We start from the raw sequence: 20,523 nt of genomic DNA, 5'->3' as shown, positions 1-20,523 counted from the left end.
CATTCTAAACATATCTCGTTTGGTATATACTCTTACTCACAAAAAAGATATAATTTTATCTTGGAAAGTGAGAGCTGGCAAAGTATATAACAAAAGAGGTTTGTGTGTATTTTAATTGCTCGAAAATAGGGTTGGTGTAAAATGATTTATAGTAAGTATGGAAAAATATTTCGCAACTTAAGGTTACAAAAAAATATGAGCCTATCAGAGTTGAATACACTAAGCGGGGTTTCTAAAGCAACGATTTCACAGTTTGAAAACGGCAAATCTTTAGTGTCCTTTGACAAGCTCGAATCTCTTCTAGAGTGTATGAATCCCACTATTTTAGATTATTCTTTGCTTGTAAATAACGGCTTGCCAGAATATTTTATTACACAGTTTCAAAATATTGAGGATGCATACTATAATCAAGACGAGGCAGAACTCCACCATCTGTATGAAAAAAAACTAGAGTATGAGAATGATTCGACCTACATGATTGCGTTGAGTGCCAAAGCAACTTATATACTCAGCTATCAGGAAAAGAAATTCAAGATGTTGAATCTCTTTTATCGGAGGGACCGCTTTGGGGGCTTTACGAATTGTACATCCTTATTCACACTTTAGAGCAACTCAATCTGAACTTGGTCTGGAATATTATCGAAACATTTTTTAAAAATAAAAATGTTTTTAAATATTTAAAAGTACTTCATGAATACCGTGCATTACTTATCAATATTTTGATTAAGGCTGAATTGGTATTTATTGAAGCAGATTGTGATGCAAAGGCGGGAATTATATTGTCAAGGTTAAATAGTCTCGCTGTGGAATCAGACTTGACAAGTAAAGCAATTGCTCGTGTTTTAAAAGGATGTTATACTTACGCTTTCGAGAGTCGAAATAATGGTGAAAAAATGATAGCAAATTGCCTCGAGAATATGGAGAATATGGGTGCGGTAAAATTAAAAAATGTCATCGTGCGACTATTGCATTGCTAAAAACTAGAGTTCAAAGATGAAGAAATACCACTTTAGATAAGTGGTTTTTTTATGGTGGTAGAACAAGGAGCTTCATGTAGAAATTACAGACAGAAGCAAATACTTTTTATTGAGAGAGTGCTATAATAAAGGGAGAAAATTAGATAAGGTGGTGATTATGATGGAAAAACCCTCAAAAGAAGAACTCAAGCAAAAATTGTCTGATATAGAGTATGCAGTGACACAAGAAAATGCAACTGAACGTCCTTTTACAGGAAAATACGATGACTTTTATCAAGATGGGATTTATGTTGATGTTGTCAGTGGTGAACCACTCTTCAGCTCAACGGATAAATATGATGCAGGTTGTGGTTGGCCGTCGTTTACCCATCCTATAGAAAAACGTGGTGTCAAAGAAAAAGCTGATTTTTCATTAGGCATGCATCGTGTGGAAGTGCGAAGTAAGGAGGCTGATTCCCATTTAGGACATGTTTTTACCGATGGGCCACAAGACCAAGGAGGATTGCGTTACTGTATAAATGCTGCGGCTTTAAGATTTATCCCGGTTGAAAAGTTAGAAGAAGATGGCTACGGCGAATACAAATCCTTGTTTGGCAAAGAGTAGTTGGAAAAATAAAACCTTGTCGTTCCAAAATTAATAAACAGGTATTTTTTCTTCAACTCTGTCCTATGTTAGAATGAAAATATAGAGAATATGTGTTTATTTTCTGTGGAAATTCAACTATAAGGAGGATTTACTAATGAAAACACCTTTAATAACGATGAATGATGGTCATTTGATACCGTCTGTAGGTTTAGGAACATACCAGATAAGGGGCGGGGAAGGTCTTGATCAGGTTTTGACAGCTATCCAGAGTGGTTACCGTCTTTTGGATACATCAACCAACTATGACAGTGAGGGGATAGTTGGTGAAGCCATTCGTCGCTCAGGTCTTCCGCGGTCAGAATTTTTCGTGACGACGAAGTTACCGGGAAAATATCATCATTATGAAGATGCTTTGGCCATGATTCAAGAATCACTCTATCGGATGGGCTTGGAGTATTTTGATTTATATCTGATTCACTGGCCTTTGCCAAAACGTGGACTATATGTGGAAGCCTGGAAGGCTTTAATTCAAGCTCAAAAAATGGGCTTAATACGCTCTATCGGTGTTTCAAATTTTGAACCCGAGCATTTAGACAAAATTATTACTGAAACAGGCGTTACTCCAGCCGTTAACCAAATCGAAATTCACTCCTATTGGGTGCAAGAGCGTATGGTGAAAGCCAACGCTGAGCGTGGTATCATCACGGAAGCCTGGAGTCCATTAGGGCGAGGAAATGATGCCCTTGAAGAGCCCATTATCACAAGTATGGCTGAAAAGTATGGGAAGACAGCAGGTCAAGTTGTATTGCGTTGGCATGTAGAACGTGGCATTGTTCCCATTCCAAAATCGAGAAATTTAATCCATCAACGAAAAAATCTAGCAATTTTTGATTTTGAATTAACAGAAGAGGAAGTTGCACAGATTAATACACTGGAAAAATCAGACGGACGTATTGATGGACAAGATCCGAATGAATATGAAGAATTTGATTGAAATTGGCATCAAATAAACAAAGAAACTCTTCGTAATGAGGGTTTCTTTTTTTTATTCCATATCATATTTTGTAAATAGGCTAACCTTCAATAAATAGGTCTCGAGATGTAGTATTTTATAGGATTGTTTGTGCTAAAATAACATGTGTAATTATTAAAAATAAAGAATTATAAGAGGTTTTTATGAAAAACATTGTAGCTATCGCCATATTAATCGCACTTGAAATTGTTGTTATTGCACTTCTAAAAGTATTAGGAATCGTCGATTCTCATAGTACGCTGGCAGTAATTATCGTTATTGTTTTTGCATTTGTTGAGCGCCTTGTTTATGTCAAAAAATTTAAAAATTAAAAGTGTATCATAATAAAGATGTATCTATGGTTGATTGAAGCATTTATGATAAAATAGAATTATGACCTACTATGAAAATTACATGACTGGACACATCGTACTTCCTCATGCTATGCTGGAGCATTTTGCTCAAGTGTTTCCTTCGGCAGAGGATTTTTTGGTTTGGCTCTATTTATATGAAAATCGTGATGTAGCGCCAAGTGAAATTGCAACTAAAACAGGAAAAACACTTGCAGATGTGAACCGTAGTATTGATAAGCTTCAAGATTTTGGTTCTTTAAAAGTAACTTTACTCGGAATTGCTGGAGATATGGAAACTATTTTTGATGTCACACCAGCTTTAAAAAAATTAGACCAATTGGATGGCTTAGCTAAAGAAGAACAAATAGAAACAACTGCTCCAACACAACAAAACAAGAACCAGCTGCAAGAGTTGGTCAATATTTTCGAAGCGGAAATGGGAATGATTACTCCGATGCAAAGCGAAGAACTTCGTATTCTCTTATTTGAAGAGAAGTACGACTTTGAGCTCATTAAACTTGCCCTACGTGAGGCAGTAGTGAATCGCAAGGTTTCACTCAACTACATTAAAGCCATTTTACGCAATTGGCGCAATGATGGCTTGATGAGCACGCAAGCTGTGGAACAGCGTAAGGAAGAGCGTACCGAAGCAATGCAAAACCATAAAACTACTGATTTCTATATCCCGATGGATGGGCCCTGGAACGGAAAATAATATGCTGAGTAAGAAACGATTTTTAGAAGCTTTAGATATCATTGTCGCTATGTTTCCCGAAGCACATGGTGAACTAGAATGGGAAACACCTTTTCAACTTTTAATTGCCACGATTTTATCCGCACAAGCTACAGATAAGGGTGTGAACAAGGCAACACCAGGACTTTTTGCTAAATACCCTAATCCGGAAAGCTTGGCACAGGCAGATATCGCAGATGTTGAACAATGTATCCGAACGATTGGACTGTACAAAACAAAAGCGAAAAATATTGTCAAAACTTCGCAAATGTTGGTAGAAAATTTTAATAGTGAACTGCCAAGAGATAAGAAGTTATTGCAAACCTTACCGGGTGTAGGACGGAAAACAGCAAATGTTGTTCTGGGAGAAACCTACGGTATTCCCGGAATTGCTGTTGATACGCATGTTGAACGGATTTCAAAACGTTTGGATATTGTGCCACAAAAAGCCTCCGTCTTGGAGGTTGAAGAGAAGTTGATGAGGCTGATTCCTGAAGAACGTTGGGTGGAAAGTCATCATCATCTCATCTTTTTTGGCCGTTATCATTGTACAGCGCGTGCACCAAAGTGTGAGGAATGTCCTGTGCTCGAATACTGTAAATTTGGAAAGAAAAACTTAAATGAATGAAATAAAACTCTCGAAACGCCTACAAGCTGTCGCAGATCTCGTGAAGCCAAACAGCCGTCTTCTGGACGTGGGCAGTGATCATGCTTATTTACCTACCTATTTGGTTCAGCAAGAAAAGATTGACTTTGCCATCGCAGGCGAAGTGGTCAATGGGCCTTATCAAATTGCCCGAAATCACGTGGCTGAGCAGAACTTGCAAGAGAAGATTGAAGTCAGATTAGCCGATGGTTTGGCTGCCTTTGAAGAAAATGATGCCATCACAAGCGTCGTGATTGCTGGTATGGGCGGTATTTTAATCTCCGAAATCCTCGAAGCAGGAAAAGATAAATTGAGCCAAGTGGAGCAGCTTATCTTACAACCCAATAATCATGAAGAAAGCCTTCGTTCTTGGCTTATGGACCATGATTTTGTAATTACTTCCGAAAAGATACTTCTTGAAGCAGGGAAAATCTACGAAATTATTGTGGCAGAACACGGCACAGCCGAGCTGAATGAAACAGAACTTGAATTTGGACCATATTTGTCCCAAGAAAAATCAGAGGTCTTCCGTCAAAAGTGGAATAAAGAGCTCAATACTTTAAATAAAATACTTGAGCGACTTCCTGAAAACCATGAAAAACGTACCACAGTTCAAGCAGAAAAAGAAAAAATAGAAGGAGTTCTCCTATGAAAATCAGAGATTTCATGGCCTTGTACGAAGAATTTTGTCCCAAAGATTTAGCAGTAGAAGGCGATCCTGTTGGCTTACAGATAGGCTCGCTTGATGCTCCAGTAAAAAAGGTCTTGGTTACTTTAGATATTCGTGAGCAAACAGTTTCAGAAGCTATTGAAAAAGATGTGGATTTGATTTTAGCGAAACATCCAGTTATTTTTCGGCCTTTAGCAAACCTGACAGATGCGGACAGTCAGGAAAAAATCATCCTTGATTTGATAAAAGCGGGTATCGCAGTTTATACAAGCCATACCAATATTGATGTTGTGGATGGTGGGCTTAACGATTGGTTCTGTGATCTTTTAGAAATTAAAGATACGGAAATCTTATCAGCAGAAGGTTTAGGTCGTATCGGAAATATTATGCCGATGAGCTTGGCTGATTTTTCGGAAAAAATGAAACAAACTTTTGCTTTAGATCATCTGCGTTTGGTAACCTATGATCGCTCTTTGAGCCAGACTATTCAACGTGTGGCAATCTGTGGTGGTAGCGGCGGAAAATTTTGGCCAGAAGCTCACGCCAAAGGTGCAGATCTCTATATTACGGGTGATATATATTATCACGTCGGTCATGACCAGCTTTCGCAGGGGCTTATCGGACTTGATCCTGGTCATTACTTGGAACATCTCTTTATCCCAAAAGTCGCTGAAAAACTAGCTAGCTTTGGTACAGGTATTGAAATTATTGAAAGTAAAGAAAATACTAATCCTTTCTTTGATATTTAGCTGGTAGTTTTCTTTCTGTATTTTCACAATAAAAAACCTTGATGCTGAATCAAGGTTTTTTATAATAATTGTGACTGTTTTGAATGATGCACATTCATATAATTGATGAAAAATACTTATTTCTAAACTCTAAAGGTGTCATGTCTTCGAGACGCTTAAAGCTTTGAATGAAATGACTTTGACTGGAAAAGCTGAGCAGCATAGCAATTTCCTTATAGCTTTGGGATGTAAACAACAAGAGATGTTTTGCCTCAGCAATTTTTTTCTGAATAATGTATTTATGTATCGTATGTCCCACGGCTTTTTTGAATTCCGTAGATAAATGTGTCACATTTTTTTGAGTATAATCAGATAAATGTTTCAGGGTAATTTGCTCGTAGAGATGATCATCGATATAGTATAAGACTTGTTTGACAAGATGGCTTTTCTCGGAGTAGGGGAAAGCATGTATGAGTTCCATAAAGAGGAAAGAACCTTCTTTTATATGGGTCAGGCATTCATGAGTAAAGTTAATACGTTGTAGTTTTTGAATCAGCGAGTCAGAAAGGCTATAAGCTTGAAGTATTGGCACACCATTACTAATACTCACTCGAGTGAGAATAGCAATTAATGAGGCACATTTATACTTTAATGTTTCTAGTTTACTTGTTGAAAGTTCAGCATCATAGGTACTGCTCATTTTCTTGAAAATCCACTCTAATTTTTCAGGTTCATTTCGTTTAATGGCCTCGATATATCTTTTTTCAAACTCATAGGAGTCAAATGAGGAACCGTCGTAACGTCGGAGGGACAAGTTTTTTTCTAAAATAACATCGGTATGTGTCTCACTGAGGTGTTGACGTACAATCCATTTATAATTAGTGCTGTCAGCTAGTTTTCCATTGAGCAAAGCATAAAAGAGCTCTACAAAATCAATAAAGGTCTTTCGACTCTCTTTGGAATAATGCACACCTGCTAAATAATTGTGATTATTAAACTTATAAGAATCTGTTGCTGTACCGAGTATGCCACAGGGACCAATTAAGACTCTACAATTTTTATATTCCATTAAGTCGCAGTAGAAACTGCTGAAAAAATAGTCCTTGTTTTCAAAAAATAAAATCTGTCCTTTCTCTGCCTGTTTGAGATAAGGACTTTTGAGGTAGCTTTCTAAATAATCAACTTTTTTAGGAATAATTATTTCATCTGTATTATTAATAATCACGAAAGGAACCAAGTATTTATAATAGAGTTGTTTTGTAACTAATTGTAGAGCCTCATAATCCATCAATGTTACTTCTTTCCAAAACTTTTTTCATGATATATTTTAACATAAAATAAATCTTAATCAAAAAAATTTTCTAATTTATAGTTGTATTTAATATGTTTTTCATGTATACTTAATCCACAAAAAAGAGAGGATTTATTAAAAAATTATGTATAAAAATGTACTGTTAAAAGGCCTGTTATGGTTTTTGGGTATTGTAGTAGGATTGTTTTTATTAGTGGTGCTTGCGTTCAATATTTCACCTAAACCAGGTGTTTGGATTATTCGTCATATGTTTAACTCTGAAGTGCAAATTACTGCATCGGAACCTTACCGGAAAGCTCAGGAAAAAATTACGACAGTGCAAGATGAACGCTATGCGTCACACTTTAAAGGTAATTCCTACGATATATATTATCCTAAGCAGAGTCAAAAAGCGCTTCCTGTTTTGATTTGGGTGCACGGAGGAGGTTTTGTTGGTGGCGATAAAAAAGGAACTCAGGAATTTGCTACTCGATTAGCTGCGGATGCACATATTGCCGTTTTATCTATGAATTATGAGACGGCACCAGAGTCTGCCTATCCCAATCAAGTCATGCAGCTCAGTGAGCTAATTCAGAGCTTGAAAAAAGAGAAATTCAAATTTTTAGATTTGTCTAAAATTATGCTTGGTGGCGACAGTGCCGGCTCACAGATTGCTCTTCAGTATGCTGCAACACAGACAAATGCAAGCTATGGAAAAAGTGTAGGCGTTCCACAAGATTTAGATAAAAATGTACTTAAGGGTGCAATATCTTACTGTGGACCTGTGAATCTCACGCAAATGACCAATGTTCGCTCAAGTAGTCAATTCATGAAATTTTTTGTAACCACTGTCGCTTGGGCTGAAATTGGAACTAAAAACTGGCAGGACAGCCCAAAACTGGATGAGATAAGTATTGTAAATCACTTAACCTCAGATTTTCCAGCAACTTATATTACGGATGGGAATGCCTACTCTTTTCAAGATCAAGGTATCGCCTTTGAGAAGAAGTTGAGGGAATTAAACGTTCCTGTACGTGGCTTGTTTTATAAAGATTTAGAAAAAGAAATCACGCACGAGTATCAGTTTGACTACTCACTCAAAGAATCCCAAGAATGTTACCGACAAACCTTGGAGTTTGTGAAAGAGTATAAAGATAAATAGAATAACTTATAAAAGAGAGGGAATCAACTCATCGCTCTCTTTTTGTATTGCATAACTGTAAAAAAAATAATTTATGTAACCCTCTACATGTTTTTTGATATAAATACGAAAAATATTATATAAAAATAAATCAAAAGAAACTATAATTAATTTAAAGAAAGCGCTTTTTTAAATAAAAAAGGAGAAATATAAATGGAAAAAAATAAGCTAAAAGAAATATTAAACACTTTGAGCTTAAAGGAAAAAATTGCACAGACTGTTCAGTTAAATGGAGATTTGTTCACCGATAGTGGTGTTATGCCTACCGGTCCCCTCAAGGATTTAGGTCTTCCTGACAATTTTGATATTCACCAAGTAGGATCGATTTATAATGTGAACGATCCTGAAAAGTTAAGGATGATTCAAGAACAGGCAATTAACAAGAGTTCCCATGGTATTCCTCTGCTCTTCATGTCCGATATTATTTATGGCTTTCGCACGATATTTCCCTTACCCCTTGCTCAAGCAGGGTCTTATGATTTTGACCTTATTCAAAAAGCAGCTGAAATCACGGCTAAAGAGAGTTATTTGAGTGGAATTCATTGTGTATTTTCTCCTATGTTGGATGTAGTCAGAGATCCGAGATGGGGGCGCGTGATGGAATCACCAGGTGAGGATGTTTATACTGGAAAAGAATTTGCGAAAAGCGTTGTGGCAGGCTATCAAGGTCAGGTCAAAGATTATGTCTCGGAGAACCATGTTGCAGCTTGTATAAAGCACTTTGCGGCATATGGCGCACCTGAAGCTGGGCGTGAGTACAGCACAGTAGATATGTCCAATCAACGTCTCTTTAATGAATATCTTCCAACCTACCAAGCAGCAATTGAAGCACATGCGTTGCTTGTGATGACTGCATTTAATGTGTTAAATGGAATACCTTCTACAGGGAATAAGTGGCTAAATCGAGATATTCTAAGAGAAAAATTTAACTTCTCAGGACTTTTGGTTTCAGATCATTCAGCTACCGAGGAATTACAAGCACATGGCTTCACAGCAAATCAAGAAGAATCTGCCAAAGCATCAATTGAGGCGGGTGTAGATTTTGATATGATGACTTCGGTTTATGCAAATGGTTTAGAGCCTCTTATTTTATCAGGAAAAGTAGATGAAGCCCTTCTAGATGAAGCGGTATGGCGTATTCTAAAACTCAAAAACAAGCTTGGACTCTTTGAAAATCCTTTTCGAGGACTCGATCAAGAAAATACAGGTGAGTTTCTTACAGCGGAAGCTAAAGAAACAGCTGTTGAGCTCGTTGAAAAAAGTTGTGTCTTGTTGAAAAATAAGGAGAACGCTCTTCCTTTGAGTGCTCAGCAAAAAATAGCTGTCATTGGGCCATATGGAAAAAGCAAGTTTACTCTCGGTTTCTGGGCCTCGGTCAGTGGGAAAGCGCAAGATACTGTTACATTAAAAGAGGGCCTCGAAAATAACTTTGCGAAGAAAAATCTTACATTTGCTACAGGTTATAACTTGTTTGATTCCTATGAGAGTTTTGGCCCGCTCAAGACGGGGATTGAGCATTTAAACGGCCCGATTGGAGACGAGAAAGAGCTGATTGAAGAGGCAGTAGAAGTTGCTGAAAATTCCGATGTTATTCTTCTGACGATTGGGGAGCAATTTTTAGAGAGTGGCGAAGGTGCATCTAAGGCAAAGCTTTCCTTGCCAGATAAGCAAATTCGTCTCATTAAGGCACTCGCACAATTAGATAAACCAATCATCGGACTCCTCTATACAGGACGCCCACTGGTATTGACAGAAATAGAACCTTATTTCTCAAGTTTACTTTTAGTATGGTATCCAGGGACAATGGGTGGTGCTGGTATCGCAAACTTACTTAGTGGACAAGCAAGTCCAAGCGCTAAACTTACGATGACATTTCCAAGAAGTGAAGGTCAAATTCCTATTTATTATGCGCAAAATACTACAGGACGACCTTTGAATGAAGAAAACAAAAATACACGTTTTGTTTCCAAGTACAGTGATGAGTCTAATGAACCCCTGTATGCATTTGGAACAGGTCTTACTTACAATCAAGTTGATGTAAAATGGCTGGAAAATATGGAAAACCTCACCTTTACAGAGAGTAACCAGATAAAGTTAGCTTATCAACTCGAAAATCTGTCGAATGAGACAAGCCATGCAGTGGTTCATCTTTATATGAGAGATATGGCTGCATCGATCGTTCAACCTTTCCGAAAATTAGTTGCGAGTCAATTTATAAAAATAGAGCCAAGTACAAAAGAAGAATTGGCTGTTACTCTTACAAAGGAAGATCTTTCATTTTCTGATAATCAAGGCGAATGGCACTTTGAGTCAGGGAAATTTGGTTTCTATCTTGTTGCATATGGGCAGAAAGAAGAATTAATTATATCGTTATAACTATTAGAAATAAATATTAGGAGTATAAAATGAGCAAATTAGAAGTTTTTCTAAATGACAAATTGATGCCGGTAGCTTCACGCTTACAGCAAAATAAAGTTTTAGCCGCACTTATGGAAGGCTTTATTCGTACCAGTCCAATTACATTGGGTATAGCCTTTATTACAATCATCGGTAATTTCCCGATTCCTGCATGGATTGAATTTTTAACTAAGATAGGAATTTATCCCCATGTAGAGGCAATCACAAATGGTGCTACTGGAGTGTTCTCACTCTATGTGGTCTATAGTTTAGCTTACTCTTATGCGAAACAACTGGGAGCAAATGAACGAAATTCTGCCCTTATTTCTTTAGCAAGTTTCATTATGCTAATGCCTCAAACAATCTCAACTACTGTGATACAAGATGGTCAGGAAGTAACTCAAGCTATCGGAGCTTTGAAACTTGACTTCTTGGGTGGTCAAGGTCTCTTTATTGGGATGTTAACAGCACTTTTAGTGACACGTCTCTACGCCTTTCTTTCTAAGAAGAAAATAATGCTTAAGCTTCCTGAAAGTGTTCCTCCGATGGTTACACAATCTTTAGCACCAGTCTTTGTAGTTACACTTATCTTTACTTTGGTCTTTGCTTTACGTGTGGCCTTTGGATTTACAGCTTCAGGTTCAATCTTCCAATTCTTCATCGATGTCGTCAGTGCACCACTAAACTCATTGGCAGCAAGTCCTTTGTCAATTATCCTTATTATGGAAATATTAGCTATCCTTTGGTTCTTTGGTATCCATAATGCCGTTTTACAAGGTCCTTTAGGCATGATTACAATGACAATGATTGTCACAAATATTGGCGCCTTTCAAAAAGGTGAAGACCTTCCTTTCCTTATCCCATCAGTTATCTACATGGGTATGTACGCAGCTGGATTTATGGGCTTTGTCACTTTCTTCATGATTCGTAGCAAATCAGCCAAAATGAAACAGTTGGGTAAACTCTCTTTCATTCCTTCTTTGTTTAATATTACAGAACCGATTATGTTTGGTATGCCAATCATTTTGAATCCTATTTTCTTTATTCCGCAAGTGTTCACACAGTTAATTGCTGGTTTTGTGACTTGGGGGTTAACAACTACCATTTTACCAATCAATCTTAATCCCACAATGAGTCTGTTGCCATGGACTACTCCTGTCTTTGTCAAAATGCCTCTCTCAGGTGGATTAAATTATACAATCTTGATGGTTATTAGTATGTTGATTGGTATTGTTATGTGGTATCCATTTATTAAAATTGCGGATAAAAAAGAATATGAACTTGAAATGGCAGCAGAACAACTAAGCCGTCATGAAACCAAAGAACAAAGCTTACAAGAAAGTATGCAAGCATAAAAAGGGGAATTGATGATTTTAGGAATTGATATTGGTGGAACACACATCAAAGTAGGATTTGTTGAGAATGAAAAAGTTACCACTAAAGATAAACTGCCTACTGCAAAAAATTTAGAGGAATTTTGTCAACAAATAAAAAAAATAATTAATGACTATATAAAAATCAATTCTTTCACAAAAATAGCTTTTTCAGTCCCTGGTTCAGTTGATGAATCGGGTACTGTTTTCTATGGAGGAGCAGTTTCATACCTGAATGGTATAAATTTGAAAACATTAATTGCTGAGAATGAAGGAATGGAAAATTTTGAAGTCGTTGTTGAAAATGACGCCAAGGCTGCAACCCTAGGAGAAATGAGCTTTGGAAGTCTTAGAGGCATCAAAAATGGTGCAGCCATTATTTTAGGTACAGGTGTCGGAACAGGAATTTGTATCAATGAGCAACTCTATAAAGGCAGCCATGATCAGGCGGGAGAAGTAAGCTTTTGGATCCGAGAAAGAGCGGTTCACGGAGCAGACTCCTTTGTAGGTATGGGACTTTCTGCTGTAAAGCTCATAAGTTCATTAGCAAACCAGCTTCAAGTAGAGAATGATGGGCCACTCGTTTTTAGCGCTTTAAAAAGTTCAAAAGATAAAGAAGCAGTACAACTTTTTTCAAGTTACTGTGAAGGAGTCGCAATACTGTGCTTCAATCTTCAACTTATTTTAGACCTTGAAAAGATTGTGATTGGCGGAGGCATTAGTCAACAACCTCTTCTTATCGAGAAGGTCGAAGAAGCTTATCAAAAACTGTTTACAACAGCTCCAATTATTAAGAAAACACTACAACCAATAGTGGTAGAAGCAGCTAAATTTAAAGCTGATGCTAATCTTATTGGAGCAGCAAGAAAGGGAATTTGAGAATGATGAAATTTAAACAAGATTTTTTATGGGGGGCATCAACAAGTGCTTATCAAGTGGAGGGAGCTTGGAATGAAGAGGGAAAAGGTCCTTCTGTTCAAGACGTAAAAAAGATACCTGAAGGTACGACAGATTTTAAAGTAGCCTCTGACCACTATCATCACTATAAAGCAGATGTAGAGCTCTTTAAGGAACTTGGACTCAAAGCTTATAGATTTTCTATTTCTTGGAGTCGTGTCATGCCAGACGGGAAAGTTAATCCAGAGGGCATCCAATTTTATAAGAACCTCATAAATCTGCTCAATGAAAATGAAATACAACCGGTTGTTACTGTTTTCCATTTTGATTTACCCCTTTATATTGCAGAAAAAGGGGGCTGGGAAAATCGTGAGACCATCGAAGAATTCACACGCTACTGCCAAGTTCTCTTTGATTATTTTGCAGATGATGTCCCTTTATGGCAAACTATTAACGAGCAAAATGTGATGGCTCTCGCAGGTTCAGTGATAGGCACGAGTCAAAAAAGTATGAAGGAAAAATTTCAAGAAAATCATCATATGTTAGTGGCTCAAGCGAAAGTCACAAAAATGTTCCATGAAGGAAATTATCAAGGAAAAATAGGGCCTGCGCCAAATATTGCAAGTGTTTATCCAGCTTCTGACCGGCCAGAAGATCAGTTGGCTGCATTAAATATGAGTGCTTTAAGAAACTGGCTTTTCTTAGATGTTGCTGTTTTTGGTAGATATAATCACAATGCTTGGCATATCTTAGAGAGCATCGGAGCGGCTCCAATCGTGACGAAAGAAGATCAAGAAATTTTATCTCAAGGAACTTGTGACTATATTGCCTTTAACTACTATAATACAATGACAGTTGCAAGCTATTTTGAAAAAGACAATAACATTGATCAGCAGTCTGGATTTGGAATCCCTGGTTTTTTCCAATCCGTTGAAAATACACATCTCCAGATGACTGAGTTCGGCTGGCCCATTGATCCAAAAGGTTTCCGATTTACTCTGAATGAAATTTATTCAAGATACCATTTGCCACTTTTAATTACGGAGAATGGTATTGGGGTAAATGATATCTTGACAGATGATGGCGCTGTACATGATCAATATCGAATTGATTACTTGAAGGAGCATATTGAGCAAATGGCTCTAGCGATGGCTGATGGTGTTGAGGTGATTGGATATTGCCCATGGAGTGCGATTGATTTGGTAAGCACTCATGAAGGAATGAGAAAACGCTATGGCTTTATCTATGTTAACCGGACGGATGAAGACCTCCTAGATTTAGCGAGATACAAAAAAGATAGCTTTTACTGGTATCAAGAGCTTATTTCTAAAAATGAAATAGAGGAAAGTGATGATAACTAAAACTTTTAACTTTGATGATGAAGCAAGTTTAACAGTTTATCTACATGAAGATAAAGAAGAGTTTTCACGTGTAGGAAATCGACCTTTTGTTTTAGTAATTCCAGGGGGCGGCTATTCTTTTTGTAGTGAACGAGAAGGAGAACCAATCGCCTTGAATTTTCTTGCTCAGGGTTATCATACAGGTGTACTTCGCTATCACGTCGGAGATAAAAGAAGTTTTGAGAAGTCCCTCGAAGATGCACAAAAAGCCTTACTAAAAATTCAAGATTTAGCGACAATATGGAAGATTGATGAAAATAAAATCGCAGTCATCGGTTTTTCGGCAGGAGGACATTTAGCTGCTGCTCTTTCTAATCTGTCACCAGTTAAGCCAAACCTCTGTATTTTAGGCTACCCAGCTATTTTGAAATCTTTTGCCCAAGTGATGCAGATTGAAGCACCTTCCTTAGAAACTTGTGTAACGAGAGAAACACCTCCCACTTTCCTCTTTTCAACATTTGAGGACAATGTGGTACCTATAGAGAATTCCTTATTATATCTTCGCGCTCTGGAAGAAAATGATATTCCTTTTGAGGCACATATCTTCCAAAAAGGCCTTCACGGTTTATCGTTAGCTACGAAAATGTTTGGTGCTCAAGAAAAAATGATAGATAAGCGATTCACCCGTTGGTTTTCGGAAGTTGTCGAATGGATGGAAATAAACTTGGAAACCACAAGGGGTAAGCGTGTGCCAGAGTGCTTAGCAGATTATTCTATTGGGGATTTACTTGAAGACAGCAATAATAAAGACGTTCTATTGCAAGCTTTCCCCTACTGGAAAGAAGATAGAAGCAAGTTAAAGATAGTAAAGAAGTTGACACTCTCCCAGCTCTCAGAGTTAATTCCTGAAAAATTTGGTGAGATACAGTGCAAGAAAATTTTAGAAAGACTAACCAAACCAAGTCAATATATTACTTAGAAAGAGGAAAAAATGAAGGCTTATATAGTTCATGAAAGTTATAAGGCATCGACGAGCATGTTCTCTGGGACACCTGATGAGCTTGAGTCATTACCCATTTATAAAAATAGTTTTGGGGCATGCCATTTATTATTACACGATGGCTGTGAAAATCATTTTGTGTTGGGAAAAGAATTTTCCATTCCTGATCAAATTGAAATTCCAATCTATCGCATAGAGGTCAAATCCGAGCTGCCCGTGACGCTACAATTTGAAGAATATTACATGGGAAATGAAAATATTGAATACACGGACAAACTATTAGAACAGACAGCCAAAACTTATTCTGGTGATCGTTTTGTTCCTATCTATCTAGAATTTTCGACGTCTTCCGAGATACAGGCAGGTACCTATTCAGTCGAAATTACACTTTATCGTTCAAACTTAACATCTCAGGATGAGAAAATACTTTCTAAGACTCTAAAAGTAAAGGTAGGAGACTATAGTTTTCCTGAAGATACAGGACACAACTTTAATCTTGATATCTGGCAACAACCTTCGAACCTTGCACGAACTTACCAAGTACCTTTGTGGAGCGATGAACATTTTCGCTTGATTGGTGAAATGGCGGAGAGCTTGGCAACCCTTAATCAAAAAGTTATCACAGTAATTGCGGGGGAAATTCCGTGGAAAGGCTGGTTTAATTATATCGTCAAAGACTATCCAGCCAATCTTTATGAATACTCAATGATTAGCGTTAAGAAAAATGAAGCAGGGGAAATCCAGTGTGATTTTTCGGTACTAGACCGTTATTTAGAATGTATGTTCGCCGCAGGCATAGATCAAGAAATCAATGTTTTTGGTTTATTAGGTGTTTGGCAACCACCATTTTTCCCCTTGATAAAAGAAGTTGACCATCCAGAAAAGCTGGTCATCCGCTACTATGACGAAGTCACAGAAACCATTGACTTTATCCAAGATAAAAAAGACCTAGAGCACTATATCAAACAGCTTTTTGAACATTTTAAGGCATTAGGAGTTTGGGAGAAAGTGCGCATCGTCTCTGATGAGCCCAAAGTACATGAAATTGATACATTCAGACGTTCTTTAGATATTCTTAAGTCAATAGAGCCTACATTGAAAGTAAAAGGGGTTTTTGATAAAGAAGCAGTACTTGAAGCCTTGCTGCCGGTTATCGACTATCCAGTGACTTCCTACTATTGTACATGTAATAACTACAAAGAACTTAGCCAAAGTCATTCAGGAAAAACTCAGTACTATATCTGTAATTATCCAGACAAGCCAAACACTTTTCTTCACAGTCCCTTATTAGAAACACGTGTACAAGGACTCTTAGCACATTACTTTAAAACAGATGGTCTTCTTCGCTGGGCTTACAACTGTTGGCCAGATAACGTACGTCAAGATATCCGATATAATACAGCAGCTTTACCTATCGGTGATCTCTGTTTAATCTATCCTTCATATTCGGGACATATCCTCTTATCTTTACGTTATAAAGAGTTACAAAGGGGCATAGAAGACTTTAGTCTCATTAAAAATGCAGAGAAGGTAAATGAAGAAGCCGTTTCAAAAATTATAAAGGATTTTCTTAAAATAGAAGAACCAGCTGAATGGATGCTTGATAGTCATAATAGTAACCCTCTTGTGTTTAAACAGGATTATAAAGCTTATGACAAATTGCGAGAAGATTTAATACAAGTTATCAACTCAAAATAAAAGCAGCTTTTATCTTAGTCGATTTTGGGAGGAAGAGATGGAAGCAATACTAATACCGATGAAAAAATTTATGGCTGATATTGAGATTCCTGATTTGGTACAGAGCGCTGTATTAAAAAATTTCTCCATAATTAGTGACAAAATTTTGAGGATGAGCGCACAAAAGTTACTCGATGTTAGAGTTGCTGGCCAAGAGGCAGAGCGACTAGGAGAGCTGTACAGTAATGATACGCTGATGGAGCTGACTTATCACTTATATGCTGCCTTTTTATGCTGGGGCAAAATATACGTACCACAAGGTATATCTTATGAAATTTATATCAACACAATGAAGTGCTTCACGAGATTTTTAGAAGAAACCAGAAAGATAATCTCAACTTATAAATTTAATAGAGGATTTTGGACTTGGTGTTATACGAGTGGCTTGATATACAGGATTAAAGAATTAGAGTTTGAAAGGGTTGCTCTGCCACATAAAGATAAAGCGGCACGATTGGTAGGGAAGAAATATATTTCTGTTCATATTCCATCTGATGCTAACTTGTCTCACGAGATTATTTCAAAAAATTATCTTGAAGCGAAGTGTTTTTTGAAGAAATATTTCCCAAGCTATGACCAAACACCATTTGCGAGCAGCACATGGCTACTTTCCCCTAAGTTAAAAGATTGGTTGAAAGAGAAATCAAATCTGAGATTATTTGCAGATGATTATGATGTGGTAAATACAAATCCTAATAGTGATGAGGGAGTGCCTTGGGTTTTTAATAGTATTTCTGCTGATATCTTGAATTACCCTGAAGAAACAAGTCTGCAAAAAGCGGCCAAAAAGTGGATGGTGGCAGGGGGGCATATTGGCTCGGCCTTGGGAATTTTAAAAAAAGACATAGAACTAACATAAGCAAATACAAAAAAATACAGATAAGTGGTGAATTATCTGTATTTTTTGAGACGTAAAAAGGTTGTGTGTGATTTTCCGAGTAGAACATAAAGTAATTAGACTTTCTCTCTCGAGTATGCTATCATAAAAACATGAAAAAATTCCAGAAAAATGAAGTGATTCAAGGAACAGTCCTTGACTTAACACATGAAGGGCAAGGAGTTATCAAAGTAGATAACTTCCCTTTTTTTGTTGAAAATGCCTTACCCGGTGAAGAAATCAAAATGAAAGTTCTAAAAGTCGGAAAGAATTTCGGCTTCGGCAAGGTTGAAGAATGGCTCAGCCAATCACCAGATCGTGTGCAAGATGTCAATATGACCTATCTCCGCACAGGAATTGCTGACTTTGGGCACATGACTTATCCAGCCCAGCTTCACTTTAAACATCAACAAGTGGTTGATGTGCTGCGTAAAAACGCACATAAGCCAGACTTTCCGGTTCTTGACACTTTAGGTGCAGAGCAAGAAAGCCAATATCGTAATAAAGCACAAGTACCTGTCCGTAGTGTGAAAGGACAGACAGAAACGGGCTTCTTCCGAAAAAACTCACACGATTTAGTGCCAATCCGTGATTTTTATATCCAAAATACTGTAATTGATGACTTGGTTAATCAGGTGCGTGAGAGTTTAATTAAGCTCAATATTCCGCCTTATGATGAGCAAACGAAACGAGGTATTGTACGCAATATCGTGATTCGTCGCGGTCATCATAGCGGACAAATGATGCTGATTTTGGTTGTGACTAAAGAGAAATTCGCAGGTCTTTCAGAACTTGTCGCTGAATACAGCAATAAAGTGGACTCTTTCCAAATCAGCATTAATACATCAACAGGAAATGCAATCTTTGGCTCTAAGTTCAAACTGCTCTCAGGTAAAGATTATATTACGGACAGCATGTTAGGTAAAGATTTCCAAATCTCTGCTCGTGCTTTCTATCAAGTCAACACAGCACAGGCTGAAAAGCTTTATCAATTAGCTTATGATTTTGCAGATTTGAAAGCCAAAGATGTCGTGATTGATGCTTATTCTGGTATCGGTACTATTGGACTTGGAATGGCAGATAAGGTCGCACAGGTGTATGGTATGGAAATCATACCAGAAGCGGTTGAAAACGCTAAGACAAATGCAGCGCTGAATGATATTAAAAATGCGCAGTACGAAGTTGGACCAGCAGAAGAAGTAATGCCACAATGGGTACAAGACGGTATCCAACCTGATGTTATATTCGTTGATCCACCACGTAAGGGTCTAGACGAAAGCTTTATCAAAGCCGCCACAGCAACCCAAGCACGTGCCGTGGTCTATATCTCATGCAATCCGGCAACATTTGCGCGGGATGTCCTCCGCTTTGAAGAAGAAGGCTATCTTTTGGAAAAAGTACAACCTGTTGATCTTTTCCCGCAGACGAAGCACATCGAGCTTGTAGCCTTGATAACAAAAGTTGATAAATAAAGGCTAGAAATGCCGTTAACTAGCGGTCTTTGACATATTTTAGAGAGTTGGAACTTTCGAGTTTTGGCTCTCTTTTTTGGTCTTGGGGAAGAGGTCAACTGGGGATTTAGGGTACGTTTAGTAGGTAATTCGGATAACTGTAGGGTTGGGTAGGTGATTAGGATGTAGAAAAAGCAGAAGCGAATGCCTCTGCTTGATGCTTATTCAGATTTTTCGATTTCGTTGAGGGTGCGTCCTTTTTCATCTTTCCAAGCGTCCTTGCCGTTGATAGAATAGCCCGTGACGAAAGAGGCGGCTGATGAAGGACTGTTAAAGAGGGTGTCCTCTAGTAAAACGAAGTTATCATCCAGATTTGCTCGCTCACGGTCTTTCAGAGTTTTTGCCGGAACAGACTTAACAGTGACTGGTTTAATGTTGCTCCCTTTGAAGATGACAAAGCCTTCACTGGTCTGTTTTCCATGAGCAATGATGGTTTCTTTTTTGCCTTGGTTCAAAGCAAGGTAAGGGTAAGTTCAGTTGGCAGCGGGGGGGCAGGTGTTGTTTCCTCTGCCGTCTCGATTATTGGCTCAAAAATGCGATACCCTAAAGCACCAATGACGATTTTTGCATAATCGATAAATTCCTCTAATTCAGCTTCCTTCTCTTCGGTGACATGACCTTGGCTTGGCTCGTTACCGTTTTTTACGATATAGCGCTTGCTTTCAATGGCCAGCTTGGTGAACTGATTTTCAAGATAGCTGATTTCAGTTGGCCCGAAAGTGTTGTTCGTTGTGGTAAAAGCGACTGCCTCAGTCCAATAGTCTTTATCAGGATTTCGCTTATGCTCTTGTAGTCGATTTAGGATGCCTTCGCCATTCTTACGAGTGCCAGCCTGTCCAATGTAGACGATATTTTCTTGCGTTTCATCGGACGTACTAAACAAAAAGTAAACGCCACTCTGTTTCAAATAGTCAATTGATTTAGCCTTCTCAAGTTCAGTACGTGGGATTTTGTAAGCAATCCCGGTCCAGTTAGCAAGCGTGCATTTGATGCGGCCCTTTGGCACGCCATCCATCAGATATAGTTGTATTGTCTTTCCTCTTGCCATCGCAAAACCCTCCCAAACAATGTTCTTAATCCCATTATATCAGTGATGGATACTTGGAGAACAGTGGGGACAGTAAAGTTCTATGATTGTTTGGTGAAAAGTACAATTATGGTCACAATCCTATCACATATCAAGCTGTTCTTGAA

The 20,523-nt window shown here is 37.9% G+C and carries 19 protein-coding genes and 1 pseudogene; 18 read left to right on the top strand and 2 right to left on the bottom strand.

Annotated elements, in window-relative coordinates:
• Positions 1 to 195: 195 nt before the first annotated feature.
• From J0J33_RS10835 to J0J33_RS07905, 9 genes are all read left to right on the top strand, one after another.
• Positions 196 to 606, top strand: a complete 411-nt coding sequence (locus tag J0J33_RS10835) for a helix-turn-helix transcriptional regulator (protein WP_240265711.1) — start codon at positions 196 to 198, stop codon at positions 604 to 606.
• Complete coding sequence (locus tag J0J33_RS10830; RefSeq protein WP_240265712.1) at positions 528 to 977, top strand: hypothetical protein; 450 nt, start codon at positions 528 to 530, stop codon at positions 975 to 977. Before J0J33_RS10835 ends, J0J33_RS10830 begins: the two co-directional genes overlap by 79 nt.
• Before the next feature lie 160 nt (positions 978 to 1,137).
• Positions 1,138 to 1,581, top strand: coding sequence for a peptide-methionine (R)-S-oxide reductase MsrB (gene msrB, locus J0J33_RS07935; protein WP_206889230.1), 444 nt, complete (start codon positions 1,138 to 1,140; stop codon positions 1,579 to 1,581).
• Positions 1,582 to 1,717: 136 nt separating this feature from the next.
• A complete protein-coding gene (locus J0J33_RS07930) occupies positions 1,718 to 2,557 on the top strand; it encodes an aldo/keto reductase (protein WP_206887429.1) in 840 nt (279 codons plus the stop codon).
• A gap of 182 nt (positions 2,558 to 2,739) precedes the next feature.
• A complete protein-coding gene (locus J0J33_RS07925) occupies positions 2,740 to 2,907 on the top strand; it encodes a hypothetical protein (protein ID WP_206887427.1) in 168 nt (55 codons plus the stop codon).
• A gap of 61 nt (positions 2,908 to 2,968) precedes the next feature.
• Complete coding sequence (locus tag J0J33_RS07920) at positions 2,969 to 3,643, top strand: DnaD domain-containing protein (protein ID WP_206887425.1); 675 nt, start codon at positions 2,969 to 2,971, stop codon at positions 3,641 to 3,643.
• Position 3,644: 1 nt separating this feature from the next.
• Complete coding sequence (gene nth / locus J0J33_RS07915) at positions 3,645 to 4,289, top strand: endonuclease III (RefSeq protein WP_206889219.1); 645 nt, start codon at positions 3,645 to 3,647, stop codon at positions 4,287 to 4,289.
• Positions 4,282 to 4,959, top strand: coding sequence for a tRNA (adenine(22)-N(1))-methyltransferase TrmK (locus J0J33_RS07910; protein WP_206921661.1), 678 nt, complete (start codon positions 4,282 to 4,284; stop codon positions 4,957 to 4,959). The genes nth and J0J33_RS07910 overlap by 8 nt, the downstream gene beginning before the upstream one ends.
• Positions 4,956 to 5,726: a Nif3-like dinuclear metal center hexameric protein gene (locus tag J0J33_RS07905; protein ID WP_206921660.1), complete on the top strand. Its 771-nt coding sequence runs from the start codon at positions 4,956 to 4,958 to the stop codon at positions 5,724 to 5,726. The genes J0J33_RS07910 and J0J33_RS07905 overlap by 4 nt, the downstream gene beginning before the upstream one ends.
• 94 nt (positions 5,727 to 5,820) lie before the next feature.
• Here the strand turns inward: J0J33_RS07905 and J0J33_RS07900 are convergent, their stop codons facing one another.
• Positions 5,821 to 6,993, bottom strand: a complete 1,173-nt coding sequence (locus J0J33_RS07900; protein ID WP_206921826.1) for an AraC family transcriptional regulator — start codon at positions 6,991 to 6,993, stop codon at positions 5,821 to 5,823.
• A gap of 148 nt (positions 6,994 to 7,141) precedes the next feature.
• Here J0J33_RS07900 and J0J33_RS07895 point away from each other — a divergent pair, with 148 nt between their 5' ends.
• The 9 genes from J0J33_RS07895 to rlmD all read left to right on the top strand — a co-directional run bounded on the left by J0J33_RS07895 (position 7,142) and on the right by rlmD (position 19,290).
• Positions 7,142 to 8,158, top strand: coding sequence for an alpha/beta hydrolase (locus J0J33_RS07895; protein ID WP_206921659.1), 1,017 nt, complete (start codon positions 7,142 to 7,144; stop codon positions 8,156 to 8,158).
• A 192-nt stretch (positions 8,159 to 8,350) separates the two neighbouring features.
• Complete coding sequence (locus J0J33_RS07890; protein WP_206887419.1) at positions 8,351 to 10,573, top strand: glycoside hydrolase family 3 N-terminal domain-containing protein; 2,223 nt, start codon at positions 8,351 to 8,353, stop codon at positions 10,571 to 10,573.
• 29 nt (positions 10,574 to 10,602) lie between these two features.
• Positions 10,603 to 11,949: a PTS sugar transporter subunit IIC gene (locus J0J33_RS07885; RefSeq protein ID WP_206887418.1), complete on the top strand. Its 1,347-nt coding sequence runs from the start codon at positions 10,603 to 10,605 to the stop codon at positions 11,947 to 11,949.
• Positions 11,950 to 11,961: 12 nt separating this feature from the next.
• Positions 11,962 to 12,846, top strand: coding sequence for an ROK family protein (locus J0J33_RS07880; protein WP_206887417.1), 885 nt, complete (start codon positions 11,962 to 11,964; stop codon positions 12,844 to 12,846).
• Positions 12,847 to 12,848: 2 nt separating this feature from the next.
• Complete coding sequence (locus J0J33_RS07875; protein WP_206887416.1) at positions 12,849 to 14,225, top strand: glycoside hydrolase family 1 protein; 1,377 nt, start codon at positions 12,849 to 12,851, stop codon at positions 14,223 to 14,225.
• Positions 14,215 to 15,183: an alpha/beta hydrolase gene (locus J0J33_RS07870; protein WP_206921658.1), complete on the top strand. Its 969-nt coding sequence runs from the start codon at positions 14,215 to 14,217 to the stop codon at positions 15,181 to 15,183. The genes J0J33_RS07875 and J0J33_RS07870 overlap by 11 nt, the downstream gene beginning before the upstream one ends.
• Before the next feature lie 12 nt (positions 15,184 to 15,195).
• Positions 15,196 to 16,902 (top strand): DUF4091 domain-containing protein, encoded by a 1,707-nt coding sequence (locus tag J0J33_RS07865; protein WP_206887414.1) that lies wholly within the window; start codon positions 15,196 to 15,198, stop codon positions 16,900 to 16,902.
• Between the two features lie 37 nt (positions 16,903 to 16,939).
• The gene (locus J0J33_RS07860; RefSeq protein WP_206887413.1) at positions 16,940 to 17,800 is read left to right on the top strand and encodes an acyltransferase domain-containing protein; all 861 of its coding nucleotides are present in this window, start codon (positions 16,940 to 16,942) and stop codon (positions 17,798 to 17,800) included.
• A 131-nt stretch (positions 17,801 to 17,931) separates the two neighbouring features.
• Positions 17,932 to 19,290 (top strand): 23S rRNA (uracil(1939)-C(5))-methyltransferase RlmD, encoded by a 1,359-nt coding sequence (rlmD, locus tag J0J33_RS07855; protein WP_206887411.1) that lies wholly within the window; start codon positions 17,932 to 17,934, stop codon positions 19,288 to 19,290.
• A gap of 200 nt (positions 19,291 to 19,490) precedes the next feature.
• Here the strand turns inward: rlmD and J0J33_RS07850 are convergent.
• A pseudogene (locus J0J33_RS07850) lies at positions 19,491 to 20,377 on the bottom strand (GIY-YIG nuclease family protein).
• Positions 20,378 to 20,523 lie beyond the last annotated feature (146 nt).

It is taken from the genome of Lactococcus sp. LG1267, from assembly GCF_017309545.1.
GTDB lineage: Bacteria > Bacillota > Bacilli > Lactobacillales > Streptococcaceae > Lactococcus > Lactococcus petauri.
This window is presented reverse-complemented; position numbering and strand designations above follow the sequence as displayed.